The organism is Aeromonas sp. s11 (assembly GCF_040907945.1).
GTDB lineage: Bacteria > Pseudomonadota > Gammaproteobacteria > Enterobacterales > Aeromonadaceae > Aeromonas > Aeromonas veronii.
The window spans coordinates 224119-247170 of the sequence record NZ_JBFOCU010000056.1; the positions used below are offsets into that span (position 1 = coordinate 224119).

The 23052-nt window shown below is 58.3% G+C and carries 21 protein-coding genes; 11 read left to right on the plus strand and 10 right to left on the minus strand.

Annotation, left to right across the window (positions count from 1 at the left end; translation table 11 throughout):
* Positions 1 to 376: 376 nt before the first annotated feature.
* Positions 377 to 679 carry a YebG family protein gene (locus tag AB5Y84_RS16440; RefSeq protein WP_005333111.1) on the minus strand — a complete coding sequence of 101 codons (303 nt, stop codon included), beginning with the start codon at positions 677 to 679 and terminating at the stop codon, positions 377 to 379.
* 170 nt (positions 680 to 849) lie between these two features.
* Here AB5Y84_RS16440 and AB5Y84_RS16445 point away from each other — a divergent pair, with 170 nt between their 5' ends.
* A complete protein-coding gene (locus AB5Y84_RS16445; RefSeq protein ID WP_368177394.1) occupies positions 850 to 1725 on the plus strand; it encodes an esterase/lipase family protein in 876 nt (291 codons plus the stop codon).
* 90 nt (positions 1726 to 1815) lie between these two features.
* Here AB5Y84_RS16445 and AB5Y84_RS16450 read toward each other — a convergent pair whose 3' ends face one another.
* Positions 1816 to 3789, minus strand: coding sequence for an SDR family oxidoreductase (locus tag AB5Y84_RS16450; RefSeq protein WP_368177395.1), 1974 nt, complete (start codon positions 3787 to 3789; stop codon positions 1816 to 1818).
* Between the two features lie 248 nt (positions 3790 to 4037).
* On the opposite strand from AB5Y84_RS16450, the gene AB5Y84_RS16455 reads away from it, so the two are divergent.
* The 4 genes from AB5Y84_RS16455 to AB5Y84_RS16470 all read left to right on the plus strand — a co-directional run bounded on the left by AB5Y84_RS16455 (position 4038) and on the right by AB5Y84_RS16470 (position 7349).
* Positions 4038 to 4610, plus strand: coding sequence for a phasin family protein (locus tag AB5Y84_RS16455; RefSeq protein WP_005333118.1), 573 nt, complete (start codon positions 4038 to 4040; stop codon positions 4608 to 4610).
* Positions 4611 to 4704: 94 nt separating this feature from the next.
* Positions 4705 to 5892: a patatin-like phospholipase family protein gene (locus AB5Y84_RS16460; RefSeq protein ID WP_100645869.1), complete on the plus strand. Its 1188-nt coding sequence runs from the start codon at positions 4705 to 4707 to the stop codon at positions 5890 to 5892.
* A 1-nt stretch (position 5893) separates the two neighbouring features.
* Complete coding sequence (locus tag AB5Y84_RS16465) at positions 5894 to 6535, plus strand: TetR/AcrR family transcriptional regulator (protein WP_101530576.1); 642 nt, start codon at positions 5894 to 5896, stop codon at positions 6533 to 6535.
* Between the two features lie 25 nt (positions 6536 to 6560).
* Positions 6561 to 7349 carry a hypothetical protein gene (locus AB5Y84_RS16470; RefSeq protein WP_139459392.1) on the plus strand — a complete coding sequence of 263 codons (789 nt, stop codon included), beginning with the start codon at positions 6561 to 6563 and terminating at the stop codon, positions 7347 to 7349.
* 85 nt (positions 7350 to 7434) lie between these two features.
* On the opposite strand, the gene AB5Y84_RS16475 is transcribed toward AB5Y84_RS16470, so the two are convergent.
* Together AB5Y84_RS16475 and AB5Y84_RS16480 are read right to left on the minus strand one after the other, a co-directional pair.
* Positions 7435 to 8865 carry a wax ester/triacylglycerol synthase family O-acyltransferase gene (locus AB5Y84_RS16475; RefSeq protein ID WP_368177396.1) on the minus strand — a complete coding sequence of 477 codons (1431 nt, stop codon included), beginning with the start codon at positions 8863 to 8865 and terminating at the stop codon, positions 7435 to 7437.
* 255 nt (positions 8866 to 9120) lie between these two features.
* Complete coding sequence (locus AB5Y84_RS16480; RefSeq protein WP_368177397.1) at positions 9121 to 9453, minus strand: polyhydroxyalkanoic acid system family protein; 333 nt, start codon at positions 9451 to 9453, stop codon at positions 9121 to 9123.
* 259 nt (positions 9454 to 9712) lie between these two features.
* On the opposite strand from AB5Y84_RS16480, the gene AB5Y84_RS16485 reads away from it, so the two are divergent.
* On the plus strand, positions 9713 to 10441 hold the full coding sequence (locus tag AB5Y84_RS16485; RefSeq protein WP_368177398.1) for a hypothetical protein: 729 nt from the start codon (positions 9713 to 9715) through the stop codon (positions 10439 to 10441).
* Between the two features lie 86 nt (positions 10442 to 10527).
* Here AB5Y84_RS16485 and AB5Y84_RS16490 read toward each other — a convergent pair whose 3' ends face one another.
* Genes AB5Y84_RS16490 through prpB form a run of 3 tightly spaced genes read right to left on the minus strand, consistent with a single transcriptional unit; the run spans position 10528 to position 14009 of the window.
* A complete protein-coding gene (locus AB5Y84_RS16490) occupies positions 10528 to 11973 on the minus strand; it encodes a bifunctional 2-methylcitrate dehydratase/aconitate hydratase (protein ID WP_368177399.1) in 1446 nt (481 codons plus the stop codon).
* A gap of 10 nt (positions 11974 to 11983) precedes the next feature.
* On the minus strand, positions 11984 to 13111 hold the full coding sequence (gene prpC, locus AB5Y84_RS16495) for a 2-methylcitrate synthase (protein WP_368177400.1): 1128 nt from the start codon (positions 13109 to 13111) through the stop codon (positions 11984 to 11986).
* A 10-nt stretch (positions 13112 to 13121) separates the two neighbouring features.
* Complete coding sequence (gene prpB, locus AB5Y84_RS16500; protein WP_368177401.1) at positions 13122 to 14009, minus strand: methylisocitrate lyase; 888 nt, start codon at positions 14007 to 14009, stop codon at positions 13122 to 13124.
* Between the two features lie 147 nt (positions 14010 to 14156).
* On the opposite strand from prpB, the gene AB5Y84_RS16505 reads away from it, so the two are divergent.
* The 4 genes from AB5Y84_RS16505 (at position 14157) to rsmF (ending at position 19552) form a co-directional block, all read left to right on the plus strand.
* Positions 14157 to 14783, plus strand: coding sequence for a paraquat-inducible protein A (locus AB5Y84_RS16505; protein WP_159143742.1), 627 nt, complete (start codon positions 14157 to 14159; stop codon positions 14781 to 14783).
* Entirely contained in the window at positions 14767 to 15369 is a 603-nt protein-coding gene (locus AB5Y84_RS16510; RefSeq protein WP_005333132.1) for a paraquat-inducible protein A, read from the plus strand. Before AB5Y84_RS16505 ends, AB5Y84_RS16510 begins: the two co-directional genes overlap by 17 nt.
* A 55-nt stretch (positions 15370 to 15424) precedes the next feature.
* Entirely contained in the window at positions 15425 to 17977 is a 2553-nt protein-coding gene (locus AB5Y84_RS16515) for an MlaD family protein (protein WP_368177402.1), read from the plus strand.
* Between the two features lie 144 nt (positions 17978 to 18121).
* Positions 18122 to 19552 (plus strand): 16S rRNA (cytosine(1407)-C(5))-methyltransferase RsmF, encoded by a 1431-nt coding sequence (gene rsmF / locus AB5Y84_RS16520; RefSeq protein WP_368177403.1) that lies wholly within the window; start codon positions 18122 to 18124, stop codon positions 19550 to 19552.
* Positions 19553 to 19778: 226 nt separating this feature from the next.
* On the opposite strand, the gene AB5Y84_RS16525 is transcribed toward rsmF, so the two are convergent.
* On the minus strand, positions 19779 to 20063 hold the full coding sequence (locus AB5Y84_RS16525; protein WP_100653771.1) for a RepB family protein: 285 nt from the start codon (positions 20061 to 20063) through the stop codon (positions 19779 to 19781).
* 267 nt (positions 20064 to 20330) lie between these two features.
* Here AB5Y84_RS16525 and AB5Y84_RS16530 point away from each other — a divergent pair, with 267 nt between their 5' ends.
* A complete protein-coding gene (locus AB5Y84_RS16530; protein WP_368176249.1) occupies positions 20331 to 21881 on the plus strand; it encodes an ISNCY family transposase in 1551 nt (516 codons plus the stop codon).
* 480 nt (positions 21882 to 22361) lie between these two features.
* On the opposite strand, the gene AB5Y84_RS16535 is transcribed toward AB5Y84_RS16530, so the two are convergent.
* Both AB5Y84_RS16535 and AB5Y84_RS16540 read right to left on the minus strand, forming a co-directional pair.
* Positions 22362 to 22694, minus strand: a complete 333-nt coding sequence (locus AB5Y84_RS16535; RefSeq protein ID WP_368176250.1) for a hypothetical protein — start codon at positions 22692 to 22694, stop codon at positions 22362 to 22364.
* A complete protein-coding gene (locus AB5Y84_RS16540; RefSeq protein WP_139714689.1) occupies positions 22678 to 22932 on the minus strand; it encodes a hypothetical protein in 255 nt (84 codons plus the stop codon). Before AB5Y84_RS16540 ends, AB5Y84_RS16535 begins: the two co-directional genes overlap by 17 nt.
* Between the last annotated feature and the right edge of the window lie 120 nt (positions 22933 to 23052).

A 23052-nucleotide genomic window follows, 5' to 3' on the forward strand; every position in this document is an offset into this window, starting at 1 on the left:
GGCGGCAAGGATGATGGTTGTTGAGTCATGGTGTTGCTTGTTGATGCTGAGATGAGTTGATATGAGCCTGTGAGCTGAGTTGCTAGAAAAGGGCTCGTGATAGATGAATGCGGCTTCTATTGGGATTTGTATTGCCTCTTGTTGTTGCTGATTAAGGTCACCAGGAGCGATCTGGATAACGTTCTCTCCACTGTTTGCTCATTATTTCCTCATAGATCTGGCTGATGTCGCTCAGTGGTGCACGCTATTCAGTTATGCATTGGATATGCACCGTTGTTAAAAAATTCTCGGGATAAATAGCCGTAAAAATGGTTTTAAATGCAAATAAAGTGAATGCTGCGAGCTGTTTATCCCGAGAAATGGCAGGCTTGGGCAATCAGGCCACCTGCTTGAGTGGCTTCTCCTTGCGCTTGGCTGCTGGGGCCTCTTCCTCTTTCGTACCTGCCTGAACCTTGCCGCCGCGCAGCAGGGTTTGCAGCACATCGCGCTGCTCTGCCAGGTAGAATGCCAGACTCTCTTGCTGCTCTGGCGCCAACTCGATCGGGGCGCCAGCCAACAGGGTCATCAACTCATCGGCCGTATCCAGCAGCTTGTCATAGGCATCGGCCTCTTTTTTGCTGGCAAAGGTCATTTTTTCCACTCCCCCACGAACAACCACATATTTGATCTCGACAGCCATGATGGCCTCCTCTTGGTGATGATGGATAGAGTATATGTATGGATATACAGTATTGCAAATAACCTCACCGGAAAAGAGTTCGCCGGGGTTTAGCGACAAAAGCCGCGCTGGATCAAGCTGTCTCAAAGTGCCATTTGACTTCCACGCCTGACTGGTCGGATCATGGCCTTATGACGATCGTACGACACCTGTTTATCCTGCTGATGGTAGAGGTGCTGCTCCTCGGGAGTATCGCCCACTTGGTCGTGGGACTCCCCTGGCTGCTGACCCTGCTGTTTGTGGTGTTTACCCTGCTTGGGTTGCGCTGTCTGGTGGTGCTCGGCAGCTGGCTGTTTACCCGTTTCTACCCCTCCCCGGCTATCGGCCCTTGGCGCAGGGTGAAGATGATGGTGCAGGAGATGCTGGCCTACCTCTACACCTTCACCTTGCTGTTGCCATTCGAGCCTTTGTTGATGGCACCCGATCGGCTGCGGCCATGCCAGCGCCCCGTATTGCTGGTGCATGGTTACGGTTGCAGTCGCGGGATCTGGCGCACCCAGCGCGCCCGGCTGGAGGGCGCAGGCCATGTGGTCGCCACCATTACCCTGATGCCACCATTTGGTCATATCGATGAGATGGTGCCGCTGCTGGCCACCCGGATTGACGATGTGCTGGCGCAGACCGGGGCTGACAAGCTGGTGCTGGTTGGTCACAGCATGGGGGGGCTGGTCTGCCGCGACTATCTGGCTATCCATGGTGGTGACAAGGTCGTGCGCCTGATCACCCTGGCTACGCCTCATCAGGGCAGTCAGCTGGCCGCCCTTGGGCTTGGGGCCAATGCCCGCGAGATGGAGCCCGGTTCCGGCTGGTTGCAGCGTTTCGCCTCGGTTCCTCTCTGCGTGCCCGGCATCTCGGTGCGCACCAGTCACGACAATGTGGTGATGCCGCAGGAGCGGCAACGATTGGCGGGAATGGAAGATATCGAGTTGCCTGCCATTGGCCATCTCTCTCTGCTTTACTCCCGTCGCACGACAGATCTGCTGCTTGATCTGCTGTCCAGAGTCTGACCCTCCTTAACCGTTCTTCAACTGCTATTGCAAATAAAACAGGGGCCTGATTGCTCAGGCCCCTGTTGATCTCTTTATCGCATCACCTGGTTAGAAGTGGATACCCTTGATCAGGGTCGAGACGGCAACCTGATCGGCGGTCGCCTTGGACTTGTCGCCATCCTTGGGATCGGCAAAGGTGCGGAAGCTGGTATTCATGATCACCTGCGCAACGCGAGGTGCCAGGGCATGCACCACCTGACCAAACACCCCGAGGCGAGTGGCCAGACGCACATGCTTGTTGATGATGGTATCGCATACCAGATCGGCCGCCTCTTCCGGCGTCATCATCGGTACCTGCTCATAAACCTTGGTCGGTGCGACCATCGGCGTTTTCACCAGCGGCATATTGATGATGGAGAAGCTCACCCCTTTGTCGGCAAACTCGGAGGCGGCGGTACGCACCCAGGCATCGAGGGCCGACTTGGAGGCAACATAGGCGGAGAAGCGCGGCGCATTGGTCAACACCCCGATGGAGGAGATGTTGATGATGTGCCCTTTTTTCTTCTCGATCATGGTGGGTAGCACCCCCATGATCACCTTGAGCGCGCCAAAGTAGTTGAGCTGCATGGTGCGCTCCAGATCGTGGAAGCGATCGAAGGAGTCCTCGATGGAGCGGCGGATGGAGCGGCCAGCATTATTGACCAGAATATCGACGCCGCCGTGATCGGCCACGATGCGAGCGGTGATCTCCTCAGCCTGCGCCAGATTGGAGAGATCCTCCTGATAGATCTCGATGGTCAGCCCCAGCTCGGCAAACTCAGCTTTAGTCTCGGCAATCTTCTGCTCGTCGCGGGCGATGGTAACGACGTTGGCCCCCGCCCCCGCCAGCTTGCGCGCGGTTGCACGGCCAATGCCTGAGGTGGCCCCGGTCACCAGCACCACCTTGCCCTCGACCCGACCACGCAGGGAGCGATCGATGAAGAGCTCCGGGTCGAGGTGACGCTCCCAGTAATCCCACAACCGCCAGGCGTAGCTGTGCAGCGGCGGCACTTCGATGCCTGTCCCTTTCAGTACCCGCTGAGTTTCGCGACTGTCGAAACGGGTGGGGTAACTGATAAGGCGGAACACATCCTTCGGCAGACCCAGATCGGCGATGGCGGCATCGCGGATACGGCGCACCGGCGCCATGGTCATCAGCATGGCGGTCAGGTGGCGGGGAATGAAATTAAAGAGAGAGGCATTGATGCGGATCGCAGGCTCCGGCGCATGGGCGGCGCGGGAGAAGGTGCTCAGCATGTCGCCGACCCGCATCGGGTTGGGGTCGGTCAGATGGAAGGTTTTGTTCTCCTCGCCCTCCTGATGGGCGATATGCACTATGGCATCGACCACAAAGTTGACCGGCACGATATTGATACGGCCCCCTTCCACCCCGATGGCTGGCATCCAGGGAGGTAGCAGACGACGCAGTTTCTGAATGGTCTTGAAGAAGTAGTAAGGGCCGTCGATCTTGTCCATCTCGCCGGTGTTGGAGTCACCGACGACGATGCCTGGACGGTAAACTCGCCACGGAACTGTGCACTCATTGCGCACAATCCCTTCCGCTTCGTGCTTGGTCTGGAAGTAAGGCATGTCGAGGTGTTCGGCCTCATCGAACATGTCCTCGCGAAACAGACCGTCGAACAGGCCCGCTGCAGCGATGGAGCTGCAGTGATGGAACTGCCCCGTCCCCAGCCGCTCGGCAAGTTGAACGGCTTGACGGGTCCCTTCGGTGTTGACCTGCTGCTGGATCCCGGCCTTGGCGTTCAGATCATAGATAGCAGCCAGATGGAAGAAGTGGTCGATCTTGCCGATCAACTGCTCCTGCATCTCTACCGACACCCCCAGCAGCGGTTGCGTCATGTCACCAAAAACCGGGACTGCGCGCGATTCATCCACATTCCAGAATGCAAATAACTCCGGCAATTTATCCTGATGAGAGGCGCGCATCAGAAAATAGACGATACAGTCGGGATGCTGTTGGAATAACTTTTTGATCAATCGACGCCCGATAAAACCACTACCGCCAGTAATGAAATAGTTCATAAAGAGAATCCAGCTACTGATTAGGGTGTTACTAGGTTGTTAGATATATCACGATTCATATGGGAATCCGCAATTTGATTGTCGGTTCGTGAGCAAACCCTAATTTCGGTGGTGTGCCTGTTCCGTTATTAGGTAGAACCCTCTATTTTTTGTCCCTAGACTGAAGTTGAAAAATCAGTAATGCCACAACCCGATTGCAGTTTCGTTGTCGCTATTACATTTAACTGTCGTTATTCAAGGAGAAGATCATGGCTAAGAAATTGAAAGCGCTGGCAGGGTCAGTGACCGACAACCAACTCACCTCCACCATCAAGGAGTCCACCCAGCAGATCTGGTTGGCGGGTCTGGGTGCCTATGCCAAGGCGCAGGAAGAGGGTGGCAAGATCTTTGAAGCCCTGGTGCAGGAAGGTGAAGCGCTGCAAGCAAAAACCCGTCAGAGCGCAGATGAGAAGATTGCCGCTGTGACCGACAAGACTGCCAATACCTGGGGCCGTCTGGAGCAGGTGTTCGAAGATCGCGTGGCCCGCGCTGTGGCCAGCCTCGGCATTCCGACCCGTAAGGATATCGACAAGCTCTCCAAGCGCATGGCCGAGCTGACCGACGTGGTCCAGCAACTGCTGGATGCACAGGAAGAGGAAGCCCCGGCCGCAGAAGCCAAACCGGCTGCCGCCAAAAAGCCCGCTGCCCGCAAGCCTCCGGTAAAGAAGGCACCGGTAGCCAAGGCTAAAGAGGCCGTAGTTGAGCAGGCCGCCGATCTCCTCTCCGCTGCGGAAGATGCGGTGAAAGAGGTGAAGGCCAAAGCAGAGAGCGTTCTGCCCTGATCCCTCGCGGTGACGGAAGGTGATTGATACCGGCCCATGCCCTGCGCTGGGCCGGTCTTGTCATGGTGAATGTCATGGATAGAGAGGCGACGCTATGAGTACCATCGCAATTGCCCTTGCTGGCGGCGGGCCGCTCGGCGGCATCTACGAGATCGGTGCCTGCGCTGCCCTCTCTGACAGCATCAACGGCCTGCGCCTTGACCATGCCGATATCTATGTCGGCGTCAGTTCGGGGGCCGTGGTGGCGTCGGCGCTTGCCAACGGCATCTCTCCGGCGAAGCTGGTGCGGATCCTGCTCAGCGATGATTCTGGGGAGATGTTTGACCCGGCCACCTTGCTGCGACCCGCCTTTCGTGAATACGCCGACCGTCTGACCTCGATCCCGCCGCTGGCGTGGCAGAGCCTGACCTACTATCTGGCGGCGCCCTGGAAGCGCAGCCTGTTTGAATCGCTGCAGGGGCTCTCCAAGGCCATTCCGACCGGACTGTTCGACAACCGCGGGGTGGATCGTACCCTGACCCAGTTTTTCTCTCGTCCCGGCCGCAGCAATGATTTTCGCCAGCTGCGCAGTCGACTGTTTGTGGTCGCTACCGAACTCGACACCGGTCATCCGGTCGCCTTCGGCAGCCCGGGGCTCGATGACGTGCCCATCTCGGCGGCGGTACAGGCGTCGGCCGCCCTGCCCGGCCTCTTTCCCCCTTCATTGATTAACGGGCGTTACTATGTGGACGGGGCGCTGATCAAGACTCTGCACGCTTCGGTAGCGCTGGAAGAGGGGGCGGATCTGGTGTTCTGCATCAATCCGCTGGTGCCCTATGATGCGGACATGGCCGCCGGCGCGCCGACCAATCTGGTGGACAGCGGTCTGCCGGTTGTATTGGCCCAGACCTTTCGCGCCATCATCCACTCCCGTATGCATGTGGGGATGGATCGCTACAAACACCAATATCCCGACGCCGACGCCCTGCTGTTTGAGCCCTCTTCAGCCGATGGCGAGATGTTCTTCACCAATGTGTTCAGTTACCGGGATCGCCGCCGTCTCTGCGAGCACGCTTACCAGCATACCCGCCGCGATCTCTGGCTGCGTCGTGACGAGCTGGCGCCGGTGCTTGCCAAGCATGGTCTCGAGCTCAATCTGGCCGCGCTGGCCGATGAAGATCGCACCCTGCTGGCCCCCGGCATTGGCTCGGTTGCCGCCCTCGACAAGTCGCTGGAGCAGTTGCAGCACTGGCTTGCCAAACGCTATCGCCACGGCGTGCGCCGTTCATCACCAAAGGAGTAGCATGGATCGCAAACCCAAACGTCGTACCCGGGAGCGGATCCTGACCACTGCCCTCGCCTGCTTCAATCGACAAGGGGAACCCAGCGTCACCACCTCGGCCATTGCGGCCGAGATGGAGATCAGCCAGGGCAATCTTTACTACCACTTCCACAACAAGGAGGAGATCGTCAACGCCCTGTTCTGCGAATTTGAACAGCAGATGGATCGCCTGCTGGAGGCGGTCAGCACCCCGTCCGATGAGCCAGAAGATATCTGGCTCTTTCTCCACCTGATGTTTGAAGCCATCTGGCAGTACCGTTTCCTCTACTACGATATCGCGACCCTGATGAGTGGTTATCATCAGGTGGAGCAGCGCTTTTCCGCCCTGCTGCGCCGCAAGGAGCAGACCGCCATCGCCATTTGCAACCATCTGCAAACGGTCGGGCTGATGGAGGGCACGACGCAACAGATGCGCACGCTGGCAGCCAATGTGGGGCTGGTGGGCACATTCTGGATCTCTTACCAGCGGGCACTGCACCCCAAGGCGGACGCCGATATTGCCCTCGGCGTCTTTCAGGTGATGCAACTGGTCGCACCCTATTTGCGGGCCGATGCCCGCGCTCATCTGGGCGCCCTCGCCCACCACTACACCGACAAGGTTTGATTCACATGCTACAGGGAGAACAAGCATGACCACTTCACAACTCGAATTTGTCCCCTTCCCCTACGCGGATGCGGCCTATGACTATGCCGGCCAGAAGCTGGCGGACAACTGGGAGCGACTCCATCAGGGGGATGCCGAACCCTGGCCCGAGGATGAACAGGTACAGGATGCCTGGCGGGCTTATCATGCCGGGGATTTTGCCCGGGCCGTCGCCCTTGGCGAAGCGGCCGGTGAGGCGGGCCTCAATGTGGCAAACAAGGCACTGGTGATTCACGCCAGCTATCTGCTGGAAGACAAGTATGCCAAGCGCGCCGCCTTCGAGCGGGCGGCCAGCCATGCCGAGAAGCTGCAAAAACGCCAGCCCAAGAATGCCAACGCCTGGTATTTCCACGCGTTGGCACTCGGGCGCTACAGTCAGGTCATTTCCATCTCCAAGGCCCTCTCGCAAGGGATTGGCGACAAGATCAAGGCAAGCCTTGAGAAGACTCTGGAGCTGGCGCCAGATCACGCCGAGGCCCATATCGCCTTTGGTGCCTGGCATGCGGAGATCGTCGACAAGCTGGGGGCCATGATCGGCGGCCTCACCTATGGCGCCAAGAAGGAGGAGTCCGAGCGCCACTTCAAGGAAGCGCTGGCGCTGATCCCCGACTCCGCTATCGCCCGCATGGAGTACGCCAACGCTCAGGTAATGCTGCACGGCAAGAGCCGCCTGAAAGCCGCCGAAGCCCTCTATGCTGAAGCAGCCGAGTGCGAACCGATGGATGCCATGGAGCGCCTCGATGTGGAGGCGGCGCGCGAAGAGCTGGAGGATTAACCGCCACTCCTGCCACTAAGAGGTAGCAAAACAAGAGGCCAACCCGCGGGTTGGCCTCTTTTTATTGGGATTTTTACGTATCGGATCAACCCAGCAGCGCATCAAGGCCGTTCGGGTCGAACAGCAGCTCAGGCTCCAGCAACACCAGCAGTAACAGTTGTTCAAACTCCACGGCGAAGCGGTCGACAACCTGATCCGGGTCAGGTACCAGCTTCTTGTCGGTGATAAGGCCCAGCTGCACCTTGTGATCGTAAGAGAGGATGGAGACGCCGACGCCGATATCCCCCGATTGCGGCACCCAGAACAGCGGCTGACGCAATTTTGCTCCAGCCAGATACAGGGTCTGCTGCGGGCCGGGCACATTGGTGATCACCGCGCTGGCCTTGGCCGTGAGCAGCTCGACGGCCTGCTGCTGCACCGCATTGGGGGCCATGCCAAGGGCATGTAACAAGTTGAGCACTACCACGGGTTGTAGCGAGGTGCGCAGCGCCTGCATTCGGTCACGTACGGTATAGAGCCGCTGCAACGGGTGTTCAACATCCAGTGGCAAGTCCAGGGCCACCAGCCCGAAGCGGTTGCCAAGTGCCCCCTCATCGTCCGGTGCACGCATATTGACTGGCACCAGGGCGCGGATCTTGACCTTGTTGGCATCATCCCCCTTCTCCTGCAGGTAGTGGCGAAACGCCCCTGCGGTGGCGGCGATCAGCAGATCGTTGACCGAGCAGCCCAGTACCTTGCCCACTGCCTTGATATCCGGCAGATCAATTTGCTCCGACCAGGCCACCCGCTTGGTGCTGGTGGTCTTACCCCGCAGGCGGCAGGGGGAGTCATCACCGAGGGTGGCGATATTGCACAGCTCGCTCGCCAGATCGCGCCCGGTCTTGAGGTAATCCACCGCCTTGGTGGGATGGGTGACCACTTCGACATATTTGGACCAGAGGCTACCGGTCAGCTTGAGACCGGCCCGCACCAGACGGCTGCCTTGGTGGCAATCCTCCTCATCCTCGTCATCGCTGTCATCCAGTGGCTCCGGTGACGGTGGTCGCGGCGCCCCTTCCGGTGTGTTATCCATCATGGTCAGCATGGCTCGCACCAGCGAGAAGCCATCGCCCATGGCGTGGTGAATGCGCACCACCAGCGCTTGCCCACCCAGCGACGTGTCCGTCAGGTGCATATCCCACAGGGGGCGCTGGTGGTTGAGCGGCGTCGAGGCGAGATCGGCCACCAGCTTCTCCAGCTCCAGCTTGCCTGCTTCACCCGGCAGGATCACTCGCTTGAGGTGCTGATCGAGATCGAAATCGGGATCATGACGCCAGTAGTAGGAGCCCCCTTCCAGCACGGCCCGCTGGTGGAAGCGGGGTTGCACCGAAATGGTGTGGCGCAATCCGGCCCGCAGACGCGCTTCATCAAGCTCTCCTTCAAACATCAGGACACCGATGATCTGCATCAGGTTGTTGGGTCTGTCCATGCGTAACCAAGCGGTATCGACGCAGGAGATAAATTCACTCAGTGGCATGGTTGTTTCCCTACAAAATGAATTTACCGAGGCGGCAAGTTGCTCCTTCCCTCATATCCGGATGAAGGCTTGATGCAATCAGAATGACATTAATGAGTGCCGACTCGAAATATGAAATAAAGATGAAATATTACTTACAAAATAGAATCGAGACCTCGCCAGATAATAAATCTGACAGGCCATATGGCTTGCCAACTTATTTCAAACAGCCATCGTTTACAGCTGGTTTATTTAAAACCAGTGCAACGAAGAGTTTCAAACACGTTTGGGGCAAGGTAAGCGATTGTCGACATAATCGAGGATCTCTTGCTCCAGTACGCTGCGTACCGGCAACAGCATCAAACCAAGATGCACTTCCAGTTCCAGGGTATCTTCGTCCAGGGTGAGAGTGCCATGTACCCCTGAGCCGCGAAAACGTAGTTCCGTCTCCTCTTCATCTGCCCATTCGCAATCGAGTTGATAGCTCTCGCTCATGTCCGCAGCGATGGCTTCGGCCGCGATCCGGGCGGCGGCCAATCCCAGCGGATGCTGACGGCTGATCTGAATGATAGAGAGTGTGCTGCTGCCAGCGAGCGAGTTGAAGAACATGGTCGTTACTCTGGGTCATAAGTTAGTTATTGATATTAAACACATGTTCACAACAAATGAAAGGATGGTTCACATAAATGGGACTCACTTAACAGAGTCGAGAGGGATGCAGGCCATCAGAGGGGCATGGCATTTATTCCCTCCCCCGTGCGCGCTACACTTGTCACGGAACGGTCAGCAAAAGCTGCTTGTTTTTCATTCACTTGTATCTTCGTATCACCCAATCCCCATCAATGGGCCCAAGGCCAGAGAGCTGTAGATGACGCATCAAGAACATGCCCACGACGACGATAGCACCCTGGGTCGGCTCTACCGCCAGCTCAAGCGGGTTGCAGCCTTGCGCGAGCAGATGCGTGCCCACCCGGAAGATCAGCAGGATCGGGATCGGCTACGCCAGTGGCAGGCCGACCGGTTGGGGCGAACCCATCGAGATCTGCTGGAGAGTGACCGCTACGGTCCGGCGGCCGAGTTTTTCCTGACCGATCTCTATGGCCCTGGGGATTGCGCCCGCCGCGATGCGGACGTGATGCGGGTGATGCCAACCGCCGAGCGGCTGTTGCCGGAGTCCGGCCTCAAGGTGCTGGCGCAAGCGATCGAGCTTGATGCCCTCTCCGAAGAGCTGGACTACCTGATGGTGGTGGCGCTGCGGCGCATTGATGGCATTGATCCCATCACGCCAGACCACTACACCATCGCCTATCGTGCCGTGGGTGAACAGGCGCGCCGTGAACATCAGATCGCATTGGTGAGCGAGCTTGGCATGACGCTGGACAGGCTGGCGAGAAAGCCGCTGGTGGGGGCAACCCTCAAGCTGGTGTCAGGGCCCGCCCATCTGGCGGGGCTTGGCGAGCTCTTCTCCTTTGTCGAGCACGGCTATCAGGTGTGTCATCAGATGGGGCGTGCCAACGAGTTTCTCGAGACCATCGCCAGTCGTGAGACGGCCATCATGACGGCGCTCTTTAACGGCGACAGCAGTGCGCTTGAGTAAGGCTTATCGAGGGATCAGCCGCCAGAATAACAAAGCGGGCCGATGGGCCCGCTTTTCGTTTATCGCTGTTTGCCGGTAGATATTGGTCAGATCACCAACAGATCCATAAAGGCGTGTACCGGAGTGGTGGCAAGGCTTGACCCATCCTGACAGAGGGCCAGGATGTCGCGGACCCGTTTGGCCGGGAAGCGGGTGGTCAGATTGTGCTGGAATTTCTCCACCAGCAGCGGGATCCCCTCCTCCCGACGGCGACGATGGCCGACCGGATATTCCACCTCCACCTTGGCGGTGTGAGTGCCGTCCTTGAAGAAGATCTGGATGGCGTTTGCGATGGAACGCTTGTCTGCCTCCAGATACTCGCGGCTGTAACGCTTGTCCTCCTGCACCACCATCTTGCTACGCAGCGCGTCGATGCGGGGATCGGCGGCAACATCGTCCTCATAATCCTCGGCGATCAGGCGACCGAAGATGAGAGGCACCGCCACCATGTACTGCAGGCAGTGATCCCGATCGGCCGGGTTGTTGAGGGCACCGACCTTGCTGATGATACGAATGGCCGACTCATGGGTAGTAAGTTCGATACGGTCTATCTCGTCGAGCCGTCCCTTCACCTGCCCATGCAGCTTCATGGCGCACTCCACAGCAGTCTGGGCGTGGAACTCGGCGGGATAGGAGATCTTGAACAGCACGTTCTCCATCACATAGCTGCCGTATCCCTGATGCAGGGCGAACTGATTGCCCTTGAACAGCACATCGTAGAAACCCCACTTGGGCGCGCTCAGTACGCCTGGATAGCCCATCTCGCCGCTCATGGTGATAAGGGCGAGGCGCACCGCGCGCGAGGTGGCATCCCCCGCCGCCCAGCTCTTGCGTGACCCCGCATTGGGGGCATGGCGGTAGGTACGCAGGCTCTGACCATCGACCCAGGCCTGGGATACCGCATCGATCACCTGATCGCGGGTGCCACCCAGCATATGAGTCACCACGGCGGTGCTGGCGACCTTGACCAGCACCACGTGATCGAGACCCACCCGGTTGAAGGAGTTCTCCAGCGCCAGCACCCCCTGAATTTCGTGGGCTTTGACCATGGCCACCAGCACATCGCTCATGGTGAGCGGCGCCTTGCCCTCTGCCACGCGAGTTCGGGAGAGCCAGTCGGCTGTGGCGAGAATCCCCCCCAGGTTGTCGGAAGGATGGCCCCATTCGGCGGCAAGCCAGGTGTCGTTGTAATCGAGCCAGCGGATGATGGCGCCGATATCCCAGGCCGCCTTGACCGGATCGAGGCAAAGCTGGGTACCGGGCACCCGGGCACCATGGGGTACCAGTGTACCGGGGACTATGGGGCCAAGGTGCTTGGTACATTCGGGGAAGCGCAGGGCCAGCAGGCCACAGCCGAGCGTATCCATCAGGCAGTAGCGGGCGGTGTCGAGAGCCGCAGAGCTGGTAATGGGGTGGTTGCAGACATAATCGGCAATATCGACCAGTACCTGATCGGGCTCGGGTCTGTGGTTGACGTCGACGTTGGCGGACATCGTGACTTCCTTATCGTTGTTGTAGAGAGACAAAGTGACGGGGGGCCGGGCCGACATAATCGGCGCTCGGGCGGATGATCCGGTTGTGCTCGCGCTGCTCCATCACGTGGGCGCACCAGCCGGTGACCCGCGAGCAGACGAAGATAGGCGTGAACAGCTTGGTCGGGATCCCCATGTAGTGATAGGCGCTGGCGTGGAAGAAGTCGGCGTTGGGAAAGAGCTCTTTCTCTTCCCACATCACCTTCTCCGCCTCGCAGGAGACGCGATAGAGGCGATCATCACCCACCGCCTCGGCAAGCTTGGCCGACCACTCCTTGATGATGACGTTGCGCGGATCAGAAGTGCGGTAGATGGCGTGGCCAAAGCCCATGATCTTCTCCTTGGCCGCCAGCTTGGCCAGCAGTTCGCGCCTCGCCTGCGTTTCATCCTGCCAGTGTTCGATCATCGCCATGGCTGCCTCGTTGGCTCCGCCGTGGAGCGGGCCGCGCAGGGTACCGATGGCGGCAGTGATACAGGAGAACATATCAGAGAGCGTCGAGGCGCAGACCCGCGCCGCAAAGGTGGAGGCGTTGAACTCATGCTCGGCGTAGAGGATGAGAGAGACATGCATCACCCGCCGCTCCAGCTCGCTCGGCGCTTTCTGGTGCAGCAGTTCGAGGAAATGGCCACCGATACACTCCTCGTCGGTATCGAGGGCGATGCGAACTCCCTCGTGACTGAACTTGTACCAGTAGATCAGAATGCCCGGAAAGGCAGCCAGCAGCCGATCCGCCACTTCATGCTCATGCTCGAAACCATCTTCCGGCTCCAGATCGCCGAGCATGGAGCAGCCAGTGCGCAGCACATCCATGGGATGGGCATCGGCGGGAATGCGCTCCAGTACCTCCAACAGCGGCTGGGGCAAGGAGCGCAGGCGATGCAGCTCGCGCTTGTAGGCGTCAAGCTGCTGCTCACCGGGCAACTCCCCCTTGAGCAGCAGATAGGCGACCTCTTCGAACTGGGCGCTATCGGCCAGCTCCTTGATGTCATAGCCGCGATAAGTAAGACCGGTGCCACTCTTGCCTACTGTGCAGATACTGGTCTCCCCCGCACTCTGCCCGCGCAGACCTGCCCCACCCAACGGTTTTTGCTGTCCCATAAGCTGCCTCCTATTCCTTGGCTGTAAACAGACGATCCAGTGTCTGCTCGTAGTGGTGATATCCGAGGAAGTCGTAGAGCGACTCCCGGGTCTGCATGGTCTCCACGACGGCCCTTTGATGACCATCCTGGCGAATATGTTGATAGACGTTGAGGGCGGCCTGATTGGCGGCGCGGTTGGCACTTAACGGGTAGAGCACCATGTCGACCCCGTGGGCGGCCAGTTGCTCTTTGTCAAACAGCTCGGTTTTGCCGAACTCGGTCATGTTGGCGAGGATCGGCACTTTGGCCGCCAGCTTGAACTGGTCGTACTGGGCAAGCTCGGTCACCGCCTCGGCGAAGATCATGTCGGCACCGGCGGCCACATAGGCAGCGGTGCGTTCAAGAGCCGACTCCATCCCCTCCACCGCCAGCGCATCGGTGCGCGCCATGATGACGAACTCGCTATTCTCGCGGGCATCCACTGCCGCCTTGATGCGATCGCACATCTCTTCAAGCGTGACCACCGCCTTGTTGGGACGATGACCACAGCGCTTCTGGGCCACCTGATCTTCCATATGGACGGCGGCAACCTCGGCTCGCTCAAACGCGCGGATGGTGCGGGCGATATTGAATGCCCCGCCCCAGCCGGTATCGATATCGACCAGTAGCGGCACACGGGTCGCCGCTGTGATCCGCTCGGCATCGATCAGCACGTCGTTGAGGGAGGTCATGCCGAGATCCGGCAAGCCGTAGGAGGCATTGGCTACCCCGGCGCCGGAGAGATAGAGGGCTTGAAAACCGCTGCGCTCGGCCATCAGCGCCATATAAGCATTGATGGTGCCGACGATCTGCAGGGGATGTTCATTGGCAAGGGCGGTGCGAAAGCGCAGGCCTGCCGAGGGGGACAAACTGGACATCATGACTCCTTTCACCTGTCTAGTTTGGCTATCTAATATCACGTTTACGTTAACGTCAATTATACTTTCGTAACATTCCGGCTGCAGGCAAGACAGGAAACCGGTTTTAGGGTAAATTTCACCAATTCCTTCAACAGGTTGAATTGTATGATGGAGCCCGGTTCCGTAATTGTCTGTCCGGCGTGCGACTTGCTGATCCAGCGCAAAGCACTGCCGCTGCGTCGCCATGCCCACTGCCCGCGATGTCATCAACATCTCTATGGCCGTTATGCCTTTCGTCCCTCCCAGTTGATGGCCCTGACCATCACCGGATTTCTGCTGCTGCCCTCAGCATTTTTTGAGCCGTTGATCTATCTGCGGCTGGCTGGGGTCAACACCGATGCCGACCTGCTGCGCGGTATTCTGGTGCTGTTTGGCGAGGGAGAATGGTGGGTGGCCAGCCTGGTGTTCTGGTGCGCCGTGTTGGCGCCGGTGGGGTTATTGGCAGGGATCTTTGCGCTGGCTTCGGGTCTGGCCAAACGTTGGCACATTCTTCCCGTCACCTTGAAGCTGGTCGAGGTGTTTCGCCACTGGGCCATGCTGGAAGTCTATATCGTCAGCCTGCTGGTTGCCCTGTTCAAACTGATCGACATCGCCGATGTGCGCCTCGGTGGCGGGTTGCTCAGCCTCGGTATTCTGATGCTGCTCAACATGACCCTGCTGATCCTGTTTGACCCCGCCCCCTACTGGGCGCGGATCCCGTTAAAGGAGCCGGAACATGACCAGCGCCCGTGAGATGGGGCTCTGCCGCTGCCATACCTGCGGTCTGCTGGTGCGTTATCAAGCCGGGGCTGTCTGCCCCCGTTGCAGCAGCAAATTGCAGGTGCGCATTCCCCGCTCCCTCGCCTGGTCGTGGGGCTTGCTGGCGCTCGCCACCTTCATGTTGTTGCCTGCCAATCTGTTGCCCATAACCCATTTCTACAACAAGGGGTTGCTGCAGTCAGATACCATCTTCAGCGGTATCATGATGCTCTATCGCAGCAAAATGAGCGGGATTGCTACCATAGTTCTCACCGCCAGCATACTGGTGCCGGTGGGCAAAATATTGGGGCTGGGCTGGATCTGCTGGCAGTTGCAGCGGGCCAAACCGGTGCGGCGCAAGCGCCAGCTGGTGATGTATCGGGTGATCGATTTTATCGGTCGCTGGTCGATGCTGGACTTGTTCGTGATTTCGCTGATGGTGGCACTGGTCGATCGGGGTGTACTGCTGAGTGTCCGCGCTGGCCCGGGGGCCACCGCCTTTGCCGGTGTGGTAGTGCTGACCATGATGTCGGCCCGCATGCTCGATACCCGTTTACTGTGGGACAAGGCGGCCCGTTGATGATTTCTCTGTTTTTGTCTGATGTGCTGTTTAATCCAGCCAATAAGGAGTCGGTATGATCGGGGCTGAACCCGTCATCGAAAAGCGTCGCTGGTTATCGCCGGTCTGGCTGTTACCCCTGATAGCCCTGCTGCTGGCAGGTGGCTTTCTCTATCAGCAGGTATTGAGCCGTGGCCAGCTTATCCAGATCAACTTCGCCCAGGGCAACGGCATCTTGCCGGGTAAAACCCAGGTTCGTTATCAGGGGGTGGCTATCGGTGTGGTGCAAGAGCTGGAGTTGGCTGAAGATGGCCGCAAGATTGCGGTGATGGCCAAGATTGACAGCCGTGCCAGACCGCTGATCCGCAAGGGATCCGACTTCTGGCTGGTGAGCCCCAAGGCGTCGCTCACCGAGATCTCCGGACTCGATACCCTAGTCTCCGGCAACTACATCAACCTGCAACCGGGGCGTGAAAGCAATCCGCTGGAGGAGACCTTTGATGCACTGGAGGGCCCTCCTCCCGGCTATCAGGCTCAGGGGCGGATGCTGCACCTGACCGCCGATTCGCTGGGTTCGGTGGGGATTGGCGCCAAACTCTATTTCCGCGGTATCGAGGTGGGCAGCGTCATCAATACCCGCCTTGGTCAGGACAACCAGAACGTCATTCTGGATCTGGTGATCGAGCCGCGTTTCGAACATCTGGTCAAAGCTGATACCCGCTTCTGGAACATCAGTGGCATCAAGGGCTCCTTCAGTCTGGCCGGGGTGAGCGTGGAGGCTGGCAGCCTCACCTCCATTCTGAGCGGCGGCATTGCCTTTGACTCGCCCAAAGATTCACCGGAACCGGAGAAGGGACAGACCTTCGTCCTCTATAAAGGGCTGGCGGAAGCGGCACGCGGCTCGCGTATCGACATTGCGGCTGGCGATCTCCCGGTCAAGGAGGGGATGCCCATCCTCTATGAGGGGATCGAGATCGGTCGTATCGACCCCATTCGGCTTACCGATAAAGGCCGGATGGTCACAGCGCTGATCAACCCGGAGCAGGCTTATCGCATTACCGACAAGAGTCAACTGGTGTGGGAGAGCGTCTCCCTCTCCGCGACCGGTGTGCAGCATGCAGATCGCCTGCTCTCAGGCCCGGCCATTCGCCTCGACTATGTAGCGGGCAAACCGGTAGAGAAGATGACACTTACCGATCGCGCGCCCCAGAGCGGTACCAAGGTGACGCTGCAGGCTGACGATCTGGCGGGGCTCAATCAGGATGCACCTGTCTGGTACAAGGGATTGCAGGTGGGCCGTATCAGCCAGCTCACCCTGGATGCGCGCGGCAATGCCAGCGTTGAGCTGGTGATGGCGCCGAACTATGGCCATCTGCTCAATCGTGCCCGCTTCTATCGCGCCGCCCCGCTGCAGATCGATGCCGATCTGAGCGGCATAAAAGTAGAAACCAGTCCGGCCAGTGCCTGGTTGGGAGGCGGGATCAAGCTGGTACAAGCCAGCAGTGGCGAGCGGATTAACCGTCTCTACCCCAGTCAGGAGCTGGCACTGCTCGGTACCCGTGATGCCAAGCCCCGGCGCTGGTTGCTCAAGGCAGATCAGGCCGATGGCATCGGCATTGGCTCACCTGTGCTCTATCTGGGGTTGGAAGCGGGCAAGGTCAAACAGCTGCGCGCCGCCAAAGAGGGGGTCGAGATCGAACTCGAGATTGATGGGGTCTATGCTCCCCTCCTCGCCCAGCAACCCCAGTTCTGGAAAAAACCGGCCATCGACACCAAGGTGCGGGTCGATGGGGTGCAGGTCAAGGTGGGCAACCTCGGTACCTTGCTGCGCGGTGCCATCGAGTTCGATCGGTTGGCCAATGGCCGCAGCAGTCATCAACTGTTCGATTCCAGGGAGCAAGCCAAGGCCAAGGTGCGCCAGCTGTCACTGGTGGCAGAGAGCAATCCGGGGCTCGGGATTGGCAGCCCGATCCGCTATCGCGGTGTCGATATCGGCAAAATTGAAGAGATCGAGCTGGAGCCGTCACTGGGTCAGGTGATCTTCAAGGCGGAACTCGATGGCCACTACGCCGAGCGTTTCCTGCAGTCCGGCGCCCGCTTTACTCTGGTGCAGGCCAAGCTGGGGCTGGGCGGTGTCGCTCACCTCGATACCCTGATCAAGGGGGCGTTTGTAGAAGCACAACCCGGTAAAGGCGCTGGCAAAGATCGTTTCCCTTTGAGTCAGACCGGTCCTCTGGGTCTGGCCCTGACCCTCAAGAGCCCCTCCGTCAATGGCCTGAGCGTCGGCAGTCCGCTGCTGTTTCGCAAGATGGTGGTGGGCAGTGTCACCAAGGTGGCGCTGGCTCGGGATGGCAGCGAGGTGGTGATCGACGTTAACGTAGATCAGGAGTATGCCCATCTGGTGCGGGCCAACTCCCGTTTCTGGAATGTCTCCGGGGTCAAGGCGGATATCGGGCTGACCGGCGGCACTATCGAAGTTGAGACGGTGCAGAGCCTGCTGGCCGGCGGCATTGCTTTCAATACGCCGGAGAGAGAGATGGGTCCAACCGTCAAGGCTGGCCACAGCTATCCGCTCTATGGCAAGGCCGAGAAAGAGTGGCTGGAGTGGAGTCCGCGTATCCAGCCCTGATCTCTTCCCTTTGTATCTCATCCAAGCCCGGCACAGTGCCGGGCTTTTTTATATTCCGGTGCCTGTTGATAGGGTTCAGATTCAGAATATTCTTAGCCTTGTGGTAGGATATCGCCCCTCTTTTTCGGTCAACGAGACGGCACAGTGCACGACAACACCTTCCTTCCCGATTACTTTTTACGTCACATTGCGGCCATCATGCCGGCCCATCTCTCGATGGATGAGTTTGTGGCCAGTTGTCGACGTCCGCTGCGCCGCAGCATTCGGGTCAATACCTTGAAGATCGCCGTCTCGGATTTCGTCGCCCAGATGGAGCCACTGGGTTGGCAGCTCGACCCTGTGCCCTGGTGTGATACCGGCTTCTGGCTGACCCGCAGCGATGAAACCGTCCCCCTTGGCAACACCGCCGAGCACTTGAGCGGGCTCTTCTACATTCAGGAAGCGAGCTCCATGCTGCCGGTGACGGCGCTCTTTGCCAGCGACAAGATCAAGGCGGATGGCATGTTGCTGGATGCGGCGGCGGCCCCCGGCTCCAAGACCACCCAGATCGCGGCCCTGATGAACAATCAGGGAATGCTGGTTGCCAACGAGTTTTCCAGCAGCCGGTTGAAAGTGCTTAGCGCCAATATCCAGCGCTGCGGCGTGACCAATGTGGGGATGACCCATTTTGATGCCAAGGTATTTGGCCAGTGGTTGCCGGAGACCTTCGATGCCATCCTGCTCGACGCCCCCTGCTCCGGTGAAGGTACGGTGCGCAAGGATGAAGATGCACTGCGCAACTGGAGTATCGAGAGCATCGACGAGATCGCGGCGGTGCAGCAGGGGCTGCTGGAGAGTGCCTTCCATGCCTTGAAACCGGGTGGCGTACTGGTCTACTCCACTTGCACCTTGAGTGAGCAGGAGAACCAAGCGGTCTGCCAATCCCTGCTGGACAAGTTTGGCGATGCCTTGAGTTTTGACTCGCTGGCCGAACTGTTCCCCCATGCAGAGCAAGCCTGCACACCCGAAGGATACCTGCACGTTTGGCCCCAGATCTTCGATAGCGAAGGCTTTTTCGTCGCCAGGTTGCGCAAACATCACTCGGTGCCTAACACCATGTTCAAGCCGGGCAAGCTGGGTAAATTCCCTTTTGCGCCGCTTCCTGTCAAAGAGGCTGAACCCATGTTGCGCGAGATTGAAGCCAACTTCGGGGTGGCACCGCAGGGTCAGCTGTTTGGCCGCAATGACGAGATCTGGCTCTTCCCTCAGCGGTTTGATCAGGTGCAGGGCAAGTTGCGTTTCGATCGCATCGGCATCAAGTTGGCCGAAACCTTCAAGAAAGGTTATCGCCTCACTCATGAGTGGGCATTGGCCTATGGCGATAAAGCGAGCAAGGGCGTGGTCGAGCTGGATAGCGCCAATGCGCGGGAATTCATGATGGGGCGGGACGTCTGGCCAGAACAAGATTCTGGCGCTGGCGAGGTGATCGTCCGCTATCAGGGGCATACCCTGGGGATGGGGAAATGGGTGGGTAGTCGGGTCAAGAATGCCCTCCCCCGCGAGCTGGTGCGTGACAACAATCTGTTCAATGCGTAGTGTGCCGTTCGGAGCATCAGCACTTGAACGAGTCTGAAATACCCACACTCTGGTTGAACTTTTCTTCGGATCTTGAAAAGCCTTGAGCCTTGTCTAAGCTTAAGGCAATCCGAACACCAGTTAGCGCACGGCTCTGCAAGGAGCCAATTCCCCTATGCCAGGTACAAGGAATTCGTACCTGGCTTTTTTTATCTCTTCACGTATCGCTGTTACTTCACTCTTGTATCTATTCAACGGTCTCTTCGACCTGTGTGGCGACTCTGTTTTCAAACGGAGGTTCTCTACCCAGCTCATGTTGGTAGAGCAGATCGATCGCCTGCTCGATAAGTGACGCCTGACTGTCTTCGAGATGAAGACCCAGTGCGGCCAATCGTTCGGCGTGGCGATTGCTGATCCAGCATTGCAGCCGGGTATGGGTCTCCTGCTTGCGTTTTACATGTTGGCGCTGCCGCTCGGCATTGTTTTGGGGCACCGCCTCTTGCTCTTCACGCACTGTCATTTCTTGGCTCATATGTCCTTGCGATGTTCCATTTCCGGATTTGTTATCTCTCATCACATGCCATTATCCATAGGAAGATGGCCCTTCCCCTTTGGGCTGCAGGCTGCACGGCAAATATATCATCAGATCAACAAGATATCATTTAACATAAAAAATGAAGTGACGCAGTTGTGTTGTTAGCCCCAGATTGTAATGTCCGCTTTGAGCCAGATTGAAATGTCCGGCTAGGGCCCCCTCAGTTATACCTTGTGAGATAGGTGTCACCACGGAGGGGTTCTCATGGCACAAAGCGAGCTGATATTCACCATGAAAGAGGTAGACCGTCTCAAGACCATCCAGGCCGTGGTGGAAGGCCACATACCCAGCACGATAGCGGCACAGCGCCTGTCATTGACGCCACGGCATCTACGCCGCCTGGTGGCCCGTTACGTGGAGGATGGCCCATTAGGGCTGCGCTCCCGCAAGTTCGGGATGAAAGGCAATCGGCAACTGCCGATTGGGCTCAAGGAGCAAGCCTATCAGCTGATCACCCAGCACTACCCTGATTTCGGGCCGACCCTGGCCGCTGAGAAACTGGCGGAACAACACGGTATCAACCTGGCCGTGGAGACCGTGCGCCAGATGATGATTGCCACGGGGCTATGGGTGCCCCGCCGGCAACGGCCACCCAGGATCCAGCAACCTCGTTACCGCCGCGCCTGCTTTGGTGAGTTGATCCAGGTTGACGGTTGCGACCACCGCTGGTTTGAGGGTCGAGCGCCAGCCTGTACCGCCATCGTGTTCGTGGACGATGCGACCAGCCAGATCACCGCCCTGCGCTTTGTGCATTCCGAATCGACCTTCGCCTACTTCGGCACCTTGCGCGATCACCTGGTTGCCCACGGCAAGCCGCTGGCGCTTTACAGCGACAAGGCCAGCGTGTTCAGGGTCAATCACAAGTCCTCCCGTGGCGAGGGCCAGACGCAGTTTGCCCGCGCCCTGGACGAACTCAATATCGAGGGGTTCTGCGCTCATAGCAGTGCGGCCAAGGGCCGTGTAGAGCGCGCGCACCTGACGTTACAAGATCGCCTGGTGAAAGAGTTGAGGTTGGCGGGGATCAGCTCGATTGACGAGGCCAATGCGTGGCTGCCTGGCTTCATCTCCGATTACAACCGGCGCTTCGGTAAAGCCCCCTTGCATGAGGTGGACGTACACCGCCCCCTGGGCCCTCATGATGACTTGGAGCGTACCCTGATCTGGAAGGAGCCCAGGCAGGTATCAAAACGGCTCACAACCCAATATGACAAGGTGCAATACCTGTTGCTCGATACCCCCGCCCAGCGGCGGCTGATCGGTCGAGAGATCATGGTGTACCACTATTGCGATGATCGGGTGGAGTTACGAGGGCTGGATGGCCAGCTCCTGGATTACTGCATCAAGGATCAGCTGGCACCGGTGAATCAAGGGGCGATTGTCGATAACAAGCGGCTTGGCCATGTGCTGTTGATGGCCCAAGAGGTTCAGACCATGCGGGACGATGTTCGTTCGCGAGCTGCGCCAAGCAGCCCGACGACGAACCGCCGTCGCGGGCCGCATCCTGACAAGGTGAAGCCAAACCGACTAGGGGAAGAGCAGTATTACAAGGCGCTGCTGGACGTCAGCGGCGAAAGGCTGGAAGCGCAACCTGACAGGCCTGAGCTGGCGGACATTGCGAAGGAAGCCGCGCAAACGGTGGCAAAGCGCAAGCGGGGTAGACCGCAGATCACCGGCCCTCGGGACGAAACACCATCCCCTGTTGTGCAAGCGGCCATCAGTCAGTGGCAACAGAGATCGCGACAGGACGAGGTTTAGTTTGGGCGCCGACGTCAGTGTCGGAACGGTACTTTTCGAGGGGGCATCGTCGATATAACCCCATAGTGTTATTTGAACGAGAATATCGCTGTTGCGCTGTGTTGCAGGGTTCCGAGCAACGCAATTTTGCGGGCATCCAACACTGACGTCGGCGCCAGCCGAACGGGCGCCGACGTCAGTGTCAGAACGAACAAGGCCAGCTCGAAAGCTGGCCTTGCTGGATTTTTGCATTGGTCGGTGGACTAGGGACTGACCGCCGCGAGGATACCTCCTCAACCTCCCTCTGTTTAAGTTTGACAGGCTCAAGTCCACATCCCGTTCAAACCGATCCGGCCCGCTTTGGTGTCCGGCTGCTATAGGTTCCCAGTGAATATAGCACACTGCATCCGGCATTCAAGAGGGGGGAAATCCGTTACGACACTGACGTCGGCGCCCGTTTTAATGATTAGTATGAGTACCCGTACTCATACTAATCGCTCCCTAACCAGGGAGCTCAATCCCCCATCGGGTGAGCTTTTCACGGACTTTATCGGAGTCCCGTTTTATGTGGGCTCGGGCGTATTCACTTGATGAAGAGACTTGCATGGCCACTGCTTGAAACTCTGGGTCAGTTTTCTTTCTGCGCGTCGTCAACGCCTGCAAATAGCCCTCTGCCAGTTCTCGGCTATCGAGACTGACTGAAGCCCCAGGGCCACATAAGCGGCCACCTGCAGACATGAACAGCGAGCCCTTTTCCAATTCACCAACCAGTTCAAATGGCACTCGATCCGAGTATTGAACTTGCACCGTGAACCACTCAATTTTGTGTTTCACATTCATCCCCTGTGCCGTATTTGCTTTCGTACCAGGCAATAAATGCCCCCCAGGGAAGAGAACGCATTTTTGTGAGCGCTTCAGCAACTTCGGGGTCGAAGCACTCGGTCACATCATCCATAATCTTCTTCGCTTGAGCGGCCAGCTCTGGTTGTTGTTCAACCCAGCGTGTAATGGCTGTCTCGTAGAGCGAATCAGCTTCTTCAGCCAGTTCCAGCATGGTTCTTTTTTGAGTCACAACGGCATCCTCTTATGAATCTTCAGCAGCTGATTTTGACATGACTCTTAACTCAATTTCACCAAGATCTCGGACATTTGGATTTAGCTAAAAACCGGTCATTTCAAATAGTTTTTGACA

What these genes read in the sequence shown, in the direction of transcription:
- prpB (WP_368177401.1), bottom strand. Translation starts at nt 14,009, where the DNA reads ATGTCCAGTTTGTCCCCCTCGGCAGGCCTGCGCTTTCGCACCGCCCTT.
- prpC (WP_368177400.1), bottom strand. Translation starts at nt 13,111, where the DNA reads ATGGGACAGCAAAAACCGTTGGGTGGGGCAGGTCTGCGCGGGCAGAGT.
- AB5Y84_RS16490 (WP_368177399.1), bottom strand. Translation starts at nt 11,973, where the DNA reads ATGTCCGCCAACGTCGACGTCAACCACAGACCCGAGCCCGATCAGGTA.
- AB5Y84_RS16440 (WP_005333111.1), bottom strand. Translation starts at nt 679, where the DNA reads ATGGCTGTCGAGATCAAATATGTGGTTGTTCGTGGGGGAGTGGAAAAA.
- AB5Y84_RS16505 (WP_159143742.1), top strand. Translation starts at nt 14,157, where the DNA reads ATGATGGAGCCCGGTTCCGTAATTGTCTGTCCGGCGTGCGACTTGCTG.
- AB5Y84_RS16475 (WP_368177396.1), bottom strand. Translation starts at nt 8,865, where the DNA reads ATGCCACTGAGTGAATTTATCTCCTGCGTCGATACCGCTTGGTTACGC.
- AB5Y84_RS16450 (WP_368177395.1), bottom strand. Translation starts at nt 3,789, where the DNA reads ATGAACTATTTCATTACTGGCGGTAGTGGTTTTATCGGGCGTCGATTG.
- AB5Y84_RS16525 (WP_100653771.1), bottom strand. Translation starts at nt 20,063, where the DNA reads ATGAGCCAAGAAATGACAGTGCGTGAAGAGCAAGAGGCGGTGCCCCAA.
- AB5Y84_RS16470 (WP_139459392.1), top strand. Translation starts at nt 6,561, where the DNA reads ATGACCACTTCACAACTCGAATTTGTCCCCTTCCCCTACGCGGATGCG.
- AB5Y84_RS16445 (WP_368177394.1), top strand. Translation starts at nt 850, where the DNA reads ATGACGATCGTACGACACCTGTTTATCCTGCTGATGGTAGAGGTGCTG.
- AB5Y84_RS16460 (WP_100645869.1), top strand. Translation starts at nt 4,705, where the DNA reads ATGAGTACCATCGCAATTGCCCTTGCTGGCGGCGGGCCGCTCGGCGGC.
- AB5Y84_RS16455 (WP_005333118.1), top strand. Translation starts at nt 4,038, where the DNA reads ATGGCTAAGAAATTGAAAGCGCTGGCAGGGTCAGTGACCGACAACCAA.
- AB5Y84_RS16510 (WP_005333132.1), top strand. Translation starts at nt 14,767, where the DNA reads ATGACCAGCGCCCGTGAGATGGGGCTCTGCCGCTGCCATACCTGCGGT.
- AB5Y84_RS16465 (WP_101530576.1), top strand. Translation starts at nt 5,894, where the DNA reads ATGGATCGCAAACCCAAACGTCGTACCCGGGAGCGGATCCTGACCACT.
- AB5Y84_RS16485 (WP_368177398.1), top strand. Translation starts at nt 9,713, where the DNA reads ATGACGCATCAAGAACATGCCCACGACGACGATAGCACCCTGGGTCGG.
- AB5Y84_RS16480 (WP_368177397.1), bottom strand. Translation starts at nt 9,453, where the DNA reads ATGTTCTTCAACTCGCTCGCTGGCAGCAGCACACTCTCTATCATTCAG.
- AB5Y84_RS16515 (WP_368177402.1), top strand. Translation starts at nt 15,425, where the DNA reads ATGATCGGGGCTGAACCCGTCATCGAAAAGCGTCGCTGGTTATCGCCG.
- AB5Y84_RS16530 (WP_368176249.1), top strand. Translation starts at nt 20,331, where the DNA reads ATGGCACAAAGCGAGCTGATATTCACCATGAAAGAGGTAGACCGTCTC.